This window comes from Streptomyces sp. CA-251247, assembly GCF_050952975.1.
Taxonomy (GTDB): domain Bacteria; phylum Actinomycetota; class Actinomycetes; order Streptomycetales; family Streptomycetaceae; genus Streptomyces; species Streptomyces achmelvichensis.
Genome location: NZ_CP191861.1, coordinates 4,418,994 through 4,432,971 on the forward strand (window position 1 = coordinate 4,418,994; position 13,978 = coordinate 4,432,971).

Sequence of the window (13,978 nt, forward strand, 5' to 3'; positions counted from 1 at the left end):
CCGCGCGGGGATCGGGCCCTCGGCTCGTGCAGGTGCCGCGGATGCCGCGGCGATTTCGGCTCAGGCTCAGATGTTGACGCCGAAGTCCTGCGCGATGCCGCGCAGGCCGGAGGCGTAGCCCTGGCCCACCGCGCGGAACTTCCACTCCGCAGCGTTGCGGTACAGCTCGCCGAAGACCATCGCGGTCTCCGTCGAGGCGTCCTCGCTCAGGTCGTAGCGCGCGAGCTCGGCGCCGCCGGCCTGGTTGATGACGCGGATGAACGCGTTACGCACCTGGCCGAAGGACTGCTGGCGGCTCTCGCCCTCGTGGATCGAGACCGGGAACACGATCTTGTCGACCTCGGCGGGCACGCCCGCCAGGTTCACCTTGATCTGCTCGTCGTCGCCCTCGCCCTCACCGGTGAGGTTGTCACCGGTGTGCTCGACGGAGCCGTCCGGGCTCTTCAGGTTGTTGAAGAAGACGAAGTGCGAGTCGGTGAGCACCTTGCCGTTGGCGTCCACCAGCAGCGCGCTGGCGTCCAGGTCGAAGTCCGTGCCGGTCGTGCTGCGTACGTCCCAGCCGAGGCCCACGACCACCGCAGACAGGCCCGGGGCCTCCTTGCTGAGCGAGACATTGCCGCCCTTGGACAGGCTGACACCCATGGAAATCCCCTGCGCAATCCGGCGCGGGCCGCGCCTCTCTTGACGATTCCTTTGCCCACGAGGGCAACGAGCGACCAGGGGTGTCGGTTCCCCAAACTTCGCATAAGCTTTGACTTATATAAGCGATGGCTGCAAAGTGGGTGACGTGCACGCATTCGATGTTCTGGGGGACCCCGTACGGCGCCGGATCCTGGAGCTCCTTGCCGAAGGGGAGCAGCCGTCGGGAACGGTCGGCGCGGTGATCCAGAAGGAATTCGGGATCTCGCAGCCCGCCGTCTCGCAGCATCTGCGGGTGCTGAGAGAAGCGGGCTTCGCCTCCGTACGCGCCGAGGGCGCCCGCCGGCTCTACGCCGTCGACGCCGGGCCGCTGCGTGAAGTGGACGCGTGGCTGGACCGGTTCCGAGGCTTCTGGGAACAGCGACTGGACGCGCTCGGCACCGAGCTGGCGCGCGGCAGGCGCGAGCGCCGCGGAAGTGGCACCGCGCGAGAAGCGGCCCACCCGCCGCCGGACAGTGAAGCAACGAATGACCGAGCGGCACCACACCACTAGTCAGGAGCAGTGATGAGCGACATCGTCGACCGGATCAACGACATCCACCGTGAAGTCGGCTCCAGGACCGTGCCGTCGGGCGAGGCGCGCACGGTCGTGCTGCGGCGCACGTACGACGCCGCCGTCGAGGACGTGTGGGACGCCTGCACCGACCCGGAGCGGATCAGCCGCTGGTTCCTGCCCGTCAGCGGCGACCTCCGCCTGGGCGGTCAGTACCAGCTGGAAGGCAACGCGGGCGGCGAGATCCTGCGCTGCGAGCCGCCGGAACTGCTCAAGGTGAGCTGGCTGTTCGGCGAGAACCCCGGCTTCAGCGAGGTGCAGGTGCGGCTGACGCCCGAGGCCGACGAGCGCACCGTGTTCGAACTGGAGCATGTGGCCGTCGTACCGCCGGAGATGTGGGACCGGTTCGGCCCGGGAGCGGTCGGCGTCGGCTGGGACCTGGGACTGCTGGGCCTCGGCCTGTATCTGGAGGGCGACATGATCGACGATCTGTCGGCCTGGCAGACCACGGATGAGGCGCGTGCGTTCATGACCCGCAGCAGCGAGGCCTGGGGCGTGGCGTATCGCGCGTCGGGCGCGCCGGCCGATCAGGTGGCCGCGGCTGTCAGCGCCACGACGGAGGGCTACGCGCCCGAACCGCCGACGAACACCTGAGGCACCCGAACCGCCACCGAGTGCCTGAGGCGCCGGAACCGCCGCCGAGCACCTGAGGCGCCGGAACCGGTGGCGACCACCCGACACGCACCGGCGTGTCGGCGTGCCCGCGGTCCGCGCTGGGTATGGCTCGGCCGTGAAGTATTCGACGTCATTACCGATCAACGCCGCCCCCGACCGGATCTGGTCGGTACTGACGGACGTCGAACGCTGGCCGGAGTGGACGCCGACGGTGACCACCCTGCACCGCCTGGACCAGGGTGAGTTCGCGGTCGGCAGCAAGGTGCGCATCAAGCAGCCCCAACTGCGCGTCGCGGTCTGGGAGGTCACCCAGCTGCGCCGGAACGCGTCGTTCACCTGGGTGGCCCACGCCCCCGGCGTCACCACCAAAGCAGGCCACGCCTTGAGCGTCCCCGCCACTGACGGCGCGCCCGTCGAGGTGACGCTCGCCCTCGATCAGCGAGGCCCTCTGGCCGGACTGATCGGCCTGTTCACCTCGTCGCTGACGCGCCGCTACATGGAGACGGAGCTGCGGAGCCTGAAGGGGCGCTGCGAGTCGGAGACGTGAAGCGACGGCCATCGAAGTGAGGCGCCGCCCGGCGCAGAGTCAGGCACCCCACCGGGCGACGACGGCTTGACCGACCCGGAACAACACCGGCGGAGGCGTGAAGCGGGTGACGCCGACGGTCCGTCCAGCACCGCGGGGGTGGACAGATGGACCGCTTCGGCCCCGCACCCAGTCGTAGGGTGCGAGGCCGAAGTCGTCATCAGAGCGCCGTGGTCGACTACTCCTGTCCGGCGGTGGTGCGGCGGCGCTTCCACCACACCATGCCGCCACCGACGGCTGCGAGAGCCGCGGCGATTCCGGCGATCAGTCCGAACGGCGTGCTGGAGCCCGTGTCGGCGAGGTCGCCTTGCGCGTCCTTCCCGCCCGTGCCGCCGCTGCTGCCGGTAGCCGGAGGCGTGGCGGGATCGGTCGGGTCGGTGGGCTTGTCCGTCGGCTCACCCGGCTTGGTCGGCGTCGGAGTCGGCTTCGGGCCCGGAGTGTCGTCGCCGCCGGAGATGTCGGAGGAGACGGTGTTACCGCCCAGAAGCAGAAGGTTCGCGTCGCCGTCCTTGGCATTGTCCGTCAGCGTGCGCACCGATGACTTCGTCTCGCGAGGAAGGTAGCGGTGCTCGGCCTCGAAGCGGACCTTGGTCATGTTCTGCTTGGGCTGCTTGGAGAAGTCGACTCCGCCCACGCTCATGGTGTAGGGACCGCCGCCGGCGTCGTGCTCCCACTGCTGTTCGCCCTCACGCAGCGACTTCAAGTAGGCCTGGTACACGCTCTCCCGCGTCCAGTCCTTGTTCTCGCCGCGCAGCGGCCACGAGGAGACGTCGTTGCTGTTGATGACCTTGCGGTAGTCAGTGGGGGCCTTGGCATCCTGCTGGCGGATGAACTCCGCCGCCACCCGGGCCGTGTAGGTGCGGCGCAGGTCGGCGTAGCGCGGGTCGTTGTTCACGCGCCTTTCGACTTCGGGCATGATCAGCCGGTTCATGCGGTCCTCGGTGGCCTTCTTCTCGGCCTCGTTGAACTCGCACAGGTACGGGTCGCCCGGCATGTTGTCGATCTTCAGGTACTGGGCCTTGACCTTCAGGGGCGTGTCCAGGATGTGGATGCCGCCGTTCTCCTCGCGGACGACCGCGGTGCCCGGCTCGATCCAGTTGCGGACCTGGAACCAGCAGGGCACGCCCTCGGCGTTACGGGGCAGCGACTTCCAGTACTGGTCGGCCTCCGGACGCTTCTTCGGGTTCATCGCATCGGCGAAGTCCCTCTTCAGCTCCAGGTCGGCTTCCAGCAGGACCCGTCCGGCGTCCGTCTTCCCGAACGCGCTGTCCATGATCTTGTCGGGCTGGTCCGGGTTGAGGTTGACCCAGAACTTCTCCGGGCTCAGGGCGAGCCAGGTGAAGAACGCGTCGTTGATGAGCTGTGCCTTTTCCTTGCCTCCCCAGCCGGCGGTGTCCTCGGCGACCTCCTTGGCGGAGAAGCTGTAGTCGACGCCCTTGCCCTTGACCGGCTTGCCGATGTACCGCAGGTCCAGGGTGGTGAAGTCCACCCCGCCGGGCCCCTTGGGCTGGAGCCGATTGGGGTCGGCCGCGTTCTTGCGGTCCAGGAACTCCTTCATGTCCTTCGGGTTCGGCCGCGACTCACGGATCAGATCCTGCGCGCCGCCGCCGGTCACGCCCTTGGATCCGGGGGGCTGCATGGTGGTCGACTTGTCCCGTACGCCGCCGCCGGGGGCCAACTCCACCCTACGAGAGCGGTAGTTGTACTCGGTGACCTTGCCCGGAGCGTTCTTCTTCAGCTCGTTCAGGTGGTCCTTGGCGGCCTTCTCCTGCGGCTCGGCGAAGACGTACTTCAGCGACTTGACCGGGGATTCCTTCTGCTTCGACCAGGCGATGTCACCCGGCTTCTGCTTCGGATCCGGATGCCCGTTGGACTTGATCTCCAGAGCCTGTCCGGTCCTCTTGTTCCACGCATCCGCCTGACGCCGGTGAGTCTTGCCGGTGTCGGGGTCGGTGTAGTCGAACTCCTTCTGGCAGATCCAGTCGTCACTGACGAGACCGTGCTCCTTGATGATCTTCTTCTCGAACGCCTTGCCGCGCGGGTCGTTCCCGGCGTTCTTGATCAGGATGATGTCGCGCCAGTAGGTGAAGTCCCCGAACGCGTTCGGGTTGTTCTTGCTGGCCCGGATCCACTTCCACCAGACCCGGTCGACCGGCCGGGACTTCGGAGGCTCCTTGGCCTCCAGCTCCAGGCGCTTGTAGTCCGCGTCGGACGGCGCCTGAAGGCCGTCCCACTTCTTGCCCGGGTTCTCGTAGTCGTAGGTGTCCCACTGGGACTTCGCTCGCGACGCATCGCCGTCGGGCATCTCGACGATGGCGGCGAGGTCTTCCGCGAGATCGAAGTAGTCGCGGCAGAGCATGCCCGGGTTCGGTGGCTTCCCCGGTGCGGCATCTGCGTTGGAGGTCAGGCCCGGAAGGCCGGTGAACGCGAGGGTTGCAGCTGCGGCGACCGCGACAGCGGATGCCAGGCGTGCCCTCACGCGTAAACGTATGGATTTCACGTGCTTTGTCCCTTACCTGCGGGGGCTTGGGGACATGTGTGTGAGCGGTGTGAGCCCCCGTGACATGACACCGTCAGCGAGGCAGCCTAGTACCCGAACTCTCCGTTTACGCAAGCCAATTGAGGGCGCGTCGTACAAGCCGCCGCTGCCCTGTCGGGGTCGCCGGGTAGGGTCGGCCGGTATGGAGATGACCGACGACGAATACCAGGAACTGGCTGAGCTGGACCGCGTACGCGCCGGCAACCCCGTCCTGGACGCCTGGCTCCAGATCCAGCAGCAAGAGTTCCCCGCATGGGCCCAGCAGCACGATGGGGACTGGGACTTCACCCCCGCCTCGCTCGAGCGCGTGGAGGTCCTTGTTCGCTCCCGCTACGCCGGCAGCGACCAGGCATGGGACGAACGCGGCAGCGACTTCCTCCAGACAGCTGCCTGGTACGTCGGTGAGGTCCACAACCGCACGTGCGGCACCCAGTGGCAGTTCCACCCCGACTCGGCCGACGCGGATCCGGCGGTGTGGCCGTTCGTCACCGTGCCGTTCGACCGGCTCTTCGACTTCGAGGACGAGGACGGCATCGAATCCGACGCCAGGCCTCTGTACACGCCGGTCAACCGTCTGTGCGGAATCCTCGACGCGGGAGGCGGGAGCCTCGTCGCCGACCTGGACGTCCACACGCCGGCGCAGTAGCCGGGGTCGCGATCGCCTCAACCTGCGCTGGAAGAGAGGCGGTCAGGTCACGACGGTCCGGCCGGCGCCGCGCGTCCGGCTGCGGAATCGCAGGCGTGGGTGAGCTGCGACCATCCGTCACGTGGTCGGTCAAGCGGACACTGCGGGTCGATCTCTCAGGACACTGCGGGTCGATCTCTCAGGACGGCGAACCCCTCTCGCGGAGAGGCCGTTCGAGAACGCCCGACGGTGCACAATCCTCCTATGGACCAAGGAGTCGCGGCATTACTCGGGGCGGCGGTTGGGGTTCTCGGCACGGTCGCCGCTTCAGCGATATCCGGTTGGTCGAACCGCCGACAGGTGCAGACACAGGCGCGAGTCGATCACGCTCATTGGCGCAGACAGGTCCGCCGTGATGCGTACAGCGCATTCCTGGCTCCCGCCAACGAGTCTCGGACCGCCCTCAAGGCAGCTGCGCGCGCATTGATCGGCGAAGTGGACGTCGAGGAGGCCGATCGCAAACTCCACGTCGCCCAAGATCACTTACGTGCGGTGCAGGCGGCCCGGGCGAGCCTTGCAGTGGAAGGCCCGGAATCGGTGGAACAAGCCGCCCACGGTGTGAAGACCGGGCTCAACTCGATGCACACGACTCTTCTCGCCTGGCGTGACTCCGCGGAGGGAGCCCCTGACCACAACGTCCCGTTTGTGGAGCGCCATGCTGTGGAGGTGACCAGACTCGCTGAACGCATCGGCGGGTTCACCCTGGCGGCGCGCCGTGCTTTGGACGAGACGGAGGCGGCTGCTGCCGGCGGTGGCGGTTGACCCGACTCGGGGACGGATGCGGCTTCGCGCCCCCGGGGCTGGGGCAGTCGCCACGTCAGTAGGTGCCTGACCTGGTGTTTCAGCTGTCGGGGTGGCGGGATTTCAACCCACGACCTCTTCGTCCCGAATAAGGTCAGGGCAAGATCCGTATCTGGCACTCAAGGTATTTGCGCAGGCCAGGGCTTTGGTGTGACTTGGTCTCGCCAGGCATCTGGGAGACGTCGGGAGAAGATCTTCTCCCAGATTTCTCCCAGCTACGTAGCACCACAGGCCCTACCGCAGTAGATCAAACAGGCCTCGAGAGATTGGGGACGTCTCGCGGTCGGGTCGGGGATGTCAACGGGAGGCCGGCGGCTGCGGAGGGCCGCCGTGGCCGCGCCAGGCGGCGTACAAGCCGGAGACGGCGACGGCGATCGTCGCCAGCGACTCCGCCGGCACGCCGCGCAGCACGAGCAGCGTGCCGACGCCGAGTACAGCGAGGAAGACGACGAGATCCTGAATCCGCTTGGTGCGCTGCGGCATGGGTAATTCCCCGTTCATGGTGAGGGCCTGTCCGGCTGATCGCATCTGTGACGATGGACGTCCACCCTCACGGAGGGGCGGGGTGCTGCGGCAGATGCAGCAGTGCTGCCGGACGACCGGCAGCACACTCGGGTACAAGCACGGCACGGGCACGGGATACGAGTTCGGGAACGGAGCGGCGGAGCACGATGAGCGAACTGAAGCCGGTCGACGACGGCCTGCCGCCGGAAGTAGTCGCTCTCGCCCAGGCGTTGCGGGATCTTTTCGCGGGCCTGGGTATCTCGACCCGCCGCTACGCGGCCCGTCGCACGTACGACTCCTCCACCGTGTCCCGCTTTCTCGGCGGACACCGCCTGCCGCCGTGGGAGTTCGTCCTTAACCTGTTGCACGACGTTGCCGAGGAACGGGGCACCGTACCGACCGAGGAAACCATCGGCATGCTCCGCGCGCTGCACACCGCCGCGGTGCAGGCGGGCAACAGTCCGGTCCACAAGGTGCAGTTGCTGGAACGGAAGCTCGCGGAAGCCGATCAGGAGGCACGGCGGGCCGCTGCGCGAGAACGCTGGCTGGAGGACACCCTCCAGGACCGCGAACACCGCATCCGTGACCTTCAAATGCGCTTTCGCGAGCTGCAGGCGATGCCGGCGTCCCCGCTGACAGAGCCGGTGACCGGTGCCCCGTCCGGCGATGGGGCCGACGAACACGCCCGGCTGAGCGCGGAGATGCGTGAACTGCAGGCAGAGCTGCAACGTGTACGGGCCCTGCACCGGCAGGCGCAGGAGCGCTGCGAGCAGCTGGAGCGCCAGCTCGCCGGCGCGGAGGAGACGGCACAGCGGGAGGGCGAGGCCGCTCTGCTGCCGGAGCTTCTGCCGCCCGTCCCTGACGGGTCAGGTGAGGCCTTCCGCTCCGCTGCCGACGTACGGAACGAGGTCGTGAACACCCCCGGCGCACCACCTCTCAACTCGGTGTACCAGTTTGGGCACATCCACGGCGACGTCAGTGTCGTCACCGACACCTGGCAGGTGGACGAGGAGTTCGTCGCCTCGGTGAGCGCCCGGTTGTGCGCGGGGGACGAGCACGTGGGCAACGGCCTGCTCTTCGACGCCGAGACGGTGATCACGATGGGCGTAGTGCCGGAGCGTGCCCTGGGAAAGAGCGCATCGGGTCACGTGATGGAAGTCGTGATCGGTGAGCACAGGGTCCGGGCCGAGCAGGTCGAGATCTGTGACCTCCCCGGATTCGGATCATATGGTTTGGAGGTCCGCCCGTCCCTCGCGGTGCTGCGCCTGACCGAGCCCGTCGACTTCCCTGACCAGGTGCTGGTCTTCGACTGGCGTCATACGCCCGGGAGGCAGAGCCTGGTGAGCGCGCACGCCAGGCAGGGGCGGTACTCGTGCCTCCTCGACGTCAAAGGCCGCTCGGGAGACTGGCTGCGCGTGTCCGGCGAAATCGTCGTCGGCCTCTTCGGCGCCCCGGCGTTCTCCAGCACGGGCGCGCTGACGGGCCTGGTCGCGGCACGTAGCGACGACGGGCGGGCAGGCCTGCTCCTCCCCGTCGAGGCCTTCCGTGCCCTGACCACCATCACCCTGGAGGACTAGGGGTGTCCGGGCCGAGTCGATTCCTGCCGTGACGATCTTCATCGACATGGTGGTCAGAGACGGTCTGGGAGAGGGGTTCCAAGATCTTCTCCCAGTTTTCTCCCGGGGAGACCCTGGAAACAATTCAGGCCCGGTCTTCCTCAACGGAAGACCGGGCCTGAACTGGTGTTTCAACTGTCGGGGTGGCGGGATTTGAACCCACGACCTCTTCGTCCCGAACGAAGCGCGCTGCCAAGCTGCGCTACACCCCGATGTCACCGGCGTCGCGGCGACATCGATTACTTTAGCCCACCCGCGCTCCCAGACGAAATCCGGTTTTCCCGGCCTCCGGCCACGCGAGCGGGTCCGTCACACGGGCCCGGTGGCCGGGGCGCGGGCGCGTCCCGCAGGGCTACTCCTCCCGCTCCACCAGCGTCAGCAGCGTCGCCTCCGGCGGGCATGCGAAGCGCACCGGGGTGTAGCGGCTCGCGCCGCAGCCCGCCGAGACGTGGAGGAAGGAGGTGTTGCCCGACGACTCGTGGGTGGACAGGCCCTTCACTCGGTCCGTGTCCAGGTCGCAGTTCGTGACCAGGGCGCCGTAGAAGGGGATGCACACCTGGCCGCCGTGCGTGTGGCCCGCCAGGATCAGGGGGTAGCCGTCCGCCGTGAACGCGTCCAGGGTTCGCAGGTACGGCGCGTGCACGATCGCCAGGGAGAGGTCCGCGTCCTTCTCCGGGCCGCCCGCGACCTTCTCGTAGCGGTCGCGCTTGATGTGCGGGTCGTCCAGGCCGGTGAAGGCCAGCTCGAAGCCCTCCAGCTTCAGGCGGCCGCGGCTGTTGCTCAGGCCCACCCAGCCCGCCGTGTCGAACGCGTCGCGCAGGTCCTGCCACGGGTTGTGCACCACGCCCACCGCCGGTGGGTTGCCGTTGAGGCCGTGCCGGCCCTGTGCCCTCTCGAAGAGGTAGCGCACCGGGTTGCGGAGCGTGGGGCCGTAGTAGTCGTTGGAGCCGAAGACGTAGACGCCGGGGAACTCCATCAGCGGGCCGAGCGCGTCCAGGACTTCCGGGACGCCCTGGGGGTCCGAGAGGTTGTCGCCCGTGTTGACGACGAAGTCCGGGCGGAGGCCCGCCAGCGACTGGAGCCAGGCGCGCTTCTTGTGCTGGCCACTCACCATGTGGATGTCGGAGACCTGAAGGACGCGCAGGGGCCGCATGCCCTTCGGCAGGACCGGGACCGTGAGTCGTCGGAGACGGAAGGACCGGGCCTCGAAGCCCGCCGCGTAGGCGATGCCGGCAGCGCCGACCGCCGCGATTCCTGCCGTGATTTTCAGGGGGATCCCGTATCGTGCGCGCATCTGCCCATGGTGGCAGACCCCGCCGGTTGCAGAGACGGGTGGGCGGTGGGTACCTCGGCCGTCACTCCCCGCACCGGCAGCGTCAGCAGCAGGCCCAGCGATATCCAGACGTACGTGTTGCTGCCGATGAACCCGTCGATGCCGGTGGCGTCCCAGCTCCACAGCCAGACGACGCTGCTGCACAGCACCACGTAGATCACGGCGGCCCGGCGCAGCAGCCGGCGTCGCCGCGGGTCGTCCCGGTCGTGGTCGAGACCGGCGGTGACCAGTACCGCGAGGGCCGGAAACACCCACACCAGGTGGTGCACCCAGGTCACCGGGCTGATCAGGCAGGCGGTGAGGCCGGTCAGGGCGAAGCCGGCGAGTTCGTTCCCGGCGGCGGCCGCGCGGGTGGACCGGCGGGCCCAGACCGCGAGGATCACCACGACACCGATCGCCCACACCGCCCGGCTGGGGTCGTCCGGTGCCGAGAGCCGGGCGAGGACGCCCTGCCAGGACTGGTTGGAGACATACGCGAGCGAGCCGACGCGGTCGGTGTTCCACATCGCCTCGGTCCAGTAGACGCGGGAGGCGTCGGGCGCGACCCACAGGGCGAGGAGCGTGGCGGCGGCGGCGACGCCGGTCGCGGTGGTGGCCGCGCGCCAGCGGCGGGTGATGAGGAGGTAGCCGATGAAGACGGCGGGGGTGAGTTTGATCGCGGCGGCGAGCCCGATGCCGAGGCCCGCCCAGCGGGCGCGGCCCGTCGAGAGCAGCCAGGCGTCGGTGAGGACGAGCGCCAGCAGCAGCAGATTGACCTGACCGAAGCTGAAGGTGTCGCGGACCGGTTCCAGCAGCGCGAACAGGCAGAACGCGACGGCGAAGGTGTACCAGCGGCTCCAGCCCTGGCGGCGTACGAGCGCGCCGGCGCACCAGTACAGGACGACGAGCCCGGCCGCGATGTTGCCGAGCACGCTGAGCGCGACCGCCCCGGGCCAGGCGACCAGGGTCATCGGCAGCATGCACACGGCGGCGAACGGGGGATAGGTGAAGCCGTAGTGCGTCCCCGGCACCAGGTAGTCGTAGATGCGGCCGCTGTCTCTCCAGTGCTCGACCGTGCCGTAGTAGACGCCGAGGTCGAACCAGTCGCGGTGCAGGGGCACGGTGGCGAGGAACAGCGCCACGGCCGCGGCCAGACCGGCCACCAGCAGCACCCGGCCGCGGGTGCTCGTGGGCCACTTGATGCCGCTGGTTCTCTGCTGGACCAGTGTCATGCGGTGCTCCCCAGGGCGTCGGTACGGGAGGCGGTGCGCTGCGCGACGCGGTGGGCGCACCACAGCGCCAGCACGGCGAGCACGCCGCCGAAGGTCGCGAGCGCCACCTGCGGGCCCTGCGGTGCGAACCCGTTGGGCAGTACGGCGAGGGCGAGGACCGCGCTCGCGGCGGCGACCGCTCGGCGTACGGACCGGCCGGGGCCGGCGGCGGCTATCAGGAACAGCCCCCACAGCACGTACCAGGGCCGGATCGCCGGTCCGAGCACGGCCACGGCGGTCAGGCTGAGGCCGAGGGCGTAGACCGGCCGGCGCAGGTGGTGGCGGCGCCAGGCGAGCAGTATCGCGAGAGCCGTGGCGGCGAGGCCCGCCAAATGCCAGGCGGGAGTGGCGAATTGCGCGAGTCCGCTGCCCGCGCTCTCCAGCAGGGCGCCGGTCATCCGGCCCAGCGAGGAGGTGATCGACCAGTTCTGCGGGGAGACCGGGGTGTCGAGCGCGCCGATCCATCCGTAGCCGGTGCCGGTGACGGCGGTCGTCGCGGCCGTGGTGGCGGCGCTGATCCCGAGCACGGCGAGCGCGGCGGTGAGCCGTGGCGCACGGACCGGCCGGCGAGCGTGTGGCGTGCCGGCGGGTGGCGTACGGACCGGCCGAGGAATGGGTGGCGCAAGCAGCGATCGCAGACGAGCCGGTGATGTACGAACCGGTGACGTACGAGCCGGTGGCGCAGTGCTGCCGAGCTGTCTCGCCCACAGGAGCGCCACCGCGAGCAGCCCCATCGCCGCGGGTGCTTTGACCAGGGCGGCCAGCGTGACCAGGACGACGGCGAGTACGGGCCATCTGCCCAGGGCGGCCACGAGGCCGGCGCCCAGCAGGCCCAGCATTATCGCGTCGTTGTGGGCGCCGCCGACGAGGTGGAGGAGGACGAGCGGGTTGAGCGCGCCGAGCCAGATCGCGGTGGCGGGGTCGGCGCCGCAGTGCCGGGCCAGGACCGGCAGACAGAAGACCATCCCCGCCACCCCCAGCAGCGCGACGAGGCGCATACCGATCACGCCGGCGGACACCTCGGTGTGCGACAGGTCGTTGATCACCGTCGCGCAGGCCAGGAACAGCGGACCGTACGGAGTCGGCGTGTGCTGCCACAGCGGCGCCACCTCGTCGTTCAGCGGACCGCCGAGGCGCGAGGGCCCGTGCGTGTACACGTCTATCTGGGCGTCGACCATCGCGCCCTGGGCGAGATAGCTGTAGACGTCACGGCTGAACAGCGGTGGCGCGAGCAGGAGCGGCGCGGCCCACAGTCCGAGGGTGAGCAGCAGGGTCCGGCGGTCGGGCGGCTTCGGCCCGCGCACCGACTGCCCCAGCATCGCCCAGGCCGCGACCAGCAGGACGAGCCCGAAGTACGCCCCGACAAGCCCGATCGCGGCGCGGCCCGACTCCGGTGCGAGGGCGTCGCGTACGGGCAGCGCGCCCGCGGTCACCCCTCCCGCGGCGAGCGCCGCCGAGCCCACCAGTCCGAGGAGTTGGCAGCGGCGGGTGTCGAGGGGGGCGGGGACGCGCGGCATTCGATCAGAGTGTCAACGGGCGGTGTCCGAGAAGCGACGGTGTCCTCGCCGAGGAGCGGCCGCAGTGTGTCGGCCGAATGACGGCGAACGGGAGAGGGCGAACGGGAGACGGCGTCGCGGTACGCCCCGTACGACCGCGCACCCGGCACGGCGGCCCGCCAGGACATCGGCGGCTGCACCCCGGTACGGCGGCCCGCCAAGACATCGGCGGCGAAGAACCCGCACTGCGGCGCACCCGTCCCACGACGAACCCGCTACGACGACGACCGCGGCGGCGGCGCCAGCTGCCACTGCCCCGAGTGACCCGGCGGAAGCGCGAGATCCCGCCGGACCGCCGCGTAGTACCCCTCGCGCGCCGTCCGCTGCTTCTCCAGCAGGACCGACCACGCCTGCGGGTCATGGGTCCGCTCGCGCAGGAACTGCTCCATCTCCAAAACGGTGACGACCCACACCCGCGCCCTGTCCACCACGTCCCGGGTGCCGAGCATCAGCAGGGCCTCCCCGGCCGGGTCCCGGCCGTCGTTCGCCGCTGCCAGGTGGGGCGCCGCTTCATCGGGTGACAGGGGGTGCGGGTGGGGATCGTTCCCGAGGTGGGCGGCGATCCGGTACGTCAGGGTCACCGACTTCTTCAGCGACCTGGCGTACTCGGCGTAGGTCTCCAGCCGCCGTTCCTCCCAGCGGGCCTCCTGCTCGCGACGGAAGCGGGCCTGATCCCCCCGTGTGATGGCCAGGTACGAGCCCAGGGCACCGACCACCACGCCGATCAGGGCGGGGAGTTGCTGTATGAACGCGGACATGGCGAAACGCTATCGGAGGGCCGCTCATGAGGAGAGAGGACCGAGTACGTGCGGTAGGTGCAAGGCGGGGCGGCGCCTGTCAGTCGGAAGGCTGCTGCCCCGGCCGGCGGTTCGCCGGAAGGGCGCAGGCCGGTGTTCCGCCCGGCATGCGGTCGCGGTTGTCGGCAACGGCCCGGTAGACGCCGCGAGCGATCCAGCGCAGAGGGGGCAGGGTGAGGAGGGCACCCAGGACGGCCCACCCCTTGCCTGCTCTCAGCAGGAGCTTGGCCACAGCCTGACTGCCGCCGTACGCGGCGCCGGTCGGCGTGATCCACAGCAGCTCGTGCTCGGCGCGCCGCTGCGTGGTGCCGAGGGAGCGCAGATCCGCGAACTGCCACGGGGTGATCGTGCAGCGGGGCCGCACACGGCGTTCGATGAAGGCCACGGAGCTTGTACAGAAGGCGCAGTCGCCGTCGTAGACCAGTACAGGCCCTGTCCGCATGG

14 protein-coding genes and 1 tRNA gene are annotated in these 13,978 nt (G+C 69.4%); 6 read left to right on the plus strand and 9 right to left on the minus strand.

Annotated elements, in window-relative coordinates; all coding sequences use genetic code 11:
• Positions 1-66 precede the first annotated feature (66 nt).
• The gene (locus ACQPWZ_RS19555; protein ID WP_327681936.1) at positions 67-642 is read right to left on the minus strand and encodes a TerD family protein; all 576 of its coding nucleotides are present in this window, start codon (positions 640-642) and stop codon (positions 67-69) included.
• A 136-nt stretch (positions 643-778) separates the two neighbouring features.
• Between ACQPWZ_RS19555 and ACQPWZ_RS19560 the strand changes: the two genes are divergently transcribed.
• From ACQPWZ_RS19560 to ACQPWZ_RS19570, 3 genes are all read left to right on the plus strand, one after another.
• Positions 779-1,192 carry an ArsR/SmtB family transcription factor gene (locus ACQPWZ_RS19560; protein WP_383232733.1) on the plus strand — a complete coding sequence of 138 codons (414 nt, stop codon included), beginning with the start codon at positions 779-781 and terminating at the stop codon, positions 1,190-1,192.
• Between the two features lie 12 nt (positions 1,193-1,204).
• On the plus strand, positions 1,205-1,846 hold the full coding sequence (locus tag ACQPWZ_RS19565) for an SRPBCC family protein (protein ID WP_433572000.1): 642 nt from the start codon (positions 1,205-1,207) through the stop codon (positions 1,844-1,846).
• Between the two features lie 136 nt (positions 1,847-1,982).
• Positions 1,983-2,414, plus strand: coding sequence for an SRPBCC family protein (locus ACQPWZ_RS19570; RefSeq protein ID WP_340474386.1), 432 nt, complete (start codon positions 1,983-1,985; stop codon positions 2,412-2,414).
• Positions 2,415-2,631: 217 nt separating this feature from the next.
• Here ACQPWZ_RS19570 and ACQPWZ_RS19575 read toward each other — a convergent pair whose 3' ends face one another.
• Positions 2,632-4,932, minus strand: a complete 2,301-nt coding sequence (locus ACQPWZ_RS19575; protein WP_433572001.1) for an LAETG motif-containing sortase-dependent surface protein — start codon at positions 4,930-4,932, stop codon at positions 2,632-2,634.
• A gap of 202 nt (positions 4,933-5,134) precedes the next feature.
• Here ACQPWZ_RS19575 and ACQPWZ_RS19580 point away from each other — a divergent pair, with 202 nt between their 5' ends.
• Both ACQPWZ_RS19580 and ACQPWZ_RS19585 read left to right on the plus strand, forming a co-directional pair.
• Positions 5,135-5,638 carry a hypothetical protein gene (locus tag ACQPWZ_RS19580; RefSeq protein ID WP_383232721.1) on the plus strand — a complete coding sequence of 168 codons (504 nt, stop codon included), beginning with the start codon at positions 5,135-5,137 and terminating at the stop codon, positions 5,636-5,638.
• A 243-nt stretch (positions 5,639-5,881) separates the two neighbouring features.
• Entirely contained in the window at positions 5,882-6,439 is a 558-nt protein-coding gene (locus ACQPWZ_RS19585) for a hypothetical protein (RefSeq protein ID WP_433572002.1), read from the plus strand.
• A gap of 336 nt (positions 6,440-6,775) precedes the next feature.
• On the opposite strand, the gene ACQPWZ_RS19590 is transcribed toward ACQPWZ_RS19585, so the two are convergent.
• On the minus strand, positions 6,776-6,961 hold the full coding sequence (locus ACQPWZ_RS19590; RefSeq protein WP_340474391.1) for a hypothetical protein: 186 nt from the start codon (positions 6,959-6,961) through the stop codon (positions 6,776-6,778).
• A 188-nt stretch (positions 6,962-7,149) separates the two neighbouring features.
• Between ACQPWZ_RS19590 and ACQPWZ_RS19595 the strand changes: the two genes are divergently transcribed.
• Positions 7,150-8,559: a hypothetical protein gene (locus ACQPWZ_RS19595; RefSeq protein ID WP_433572003.1), complete on the plus strand. Its 1,410-nt coding sequence runs from the start codon at positions 7,150-7,152 to the stop codon at positions 8,557-8,559.
• Positions 8,560-8,736: 177 nt separating this feature from the next.
• Here the strand turns inward: ACQPWZ_RS19595 and ACQPWZ_RS19600 are convergent.
• The 6 genes from ACQPWZ_RS19600 to ACQPWZ_RS19625 all read right to left on the minus strand — a co-directional run bounded on the left by ACQPWZ_RS19600 (position 8,737) and on the right by ACQPWZ_RS19625 (position 13,976).
• Positions 8,737-8,810, minus strand: a tRNA-Pro gene (locus ACQPWZ_RS19600).
• A 140-nt stretch (positions 8,811-8,950) separates the two neighbouring features.
• On the minus strand, positions 8,951-9,892 hold the full coding sequence (locus tag ACQPWZ_RS19605) for a metallophosphoesterase (RefSeq protein WP_383242622.1): 942 nt from the start codon (positions 9,890-9,892) through the stop codon (positions 8,951-8,953).
• Entirely contained in the window at positions 9,865-11,142 is a 1,278-nt protein-coding gene (locus ACQPWZ_RS19610) for a glycosyltransferase 87 family protein (protein ID WP_433572004.1), read from the minus strand. Before ACQPWZ_RS19610 ends, ACQPWZ_RS19605 begins: the two co-directional genes overlap by 28 nt.
• Positions 11,139-12,698, minus strand: a complete 1,560-nt coding sequence (gene mptB / locus ACQPWZ_RS19615; protein WP_433572005.1) for a polyprenol phosphomannose-dependent alpha 1,6 mannosyltransferase MptB — start codon at positions 12,696-12,698, stop codon at positions 11,139-11,141. Before mptB ends, ACQPWZ_RS19610 begins: the two co-directional genes overlap by 4 nt.
• Before the next feature lie 254 nt (positions 12,699-12,952).
• Positions 12,953-13,495: a hypothetical protein gene (locus ACQPWZ_RS19620; protein ID WP_433572006.1), complete on the minus strand. Its 543-nt coding sequence runs from the start codon at positions 13,493-13,495 to the stop codon at positions 12,953-12,955.
• Positions 13,496-13,574: 79 nt separating this feature from the next.
• A complete protein-coding gene (locus ACQPWZ_RS19625) occupies positions 13,575-13,976 on the minus strand; it encodes a thiol-disulfide oxidoreductase DCC family protein (RefSeq protein WP_433572007.1) in 402 nt (133 codons plus the stop codon).
• Between the last annotated feature and the right edge of the window lie 2 nt (positions 13,977-13,978).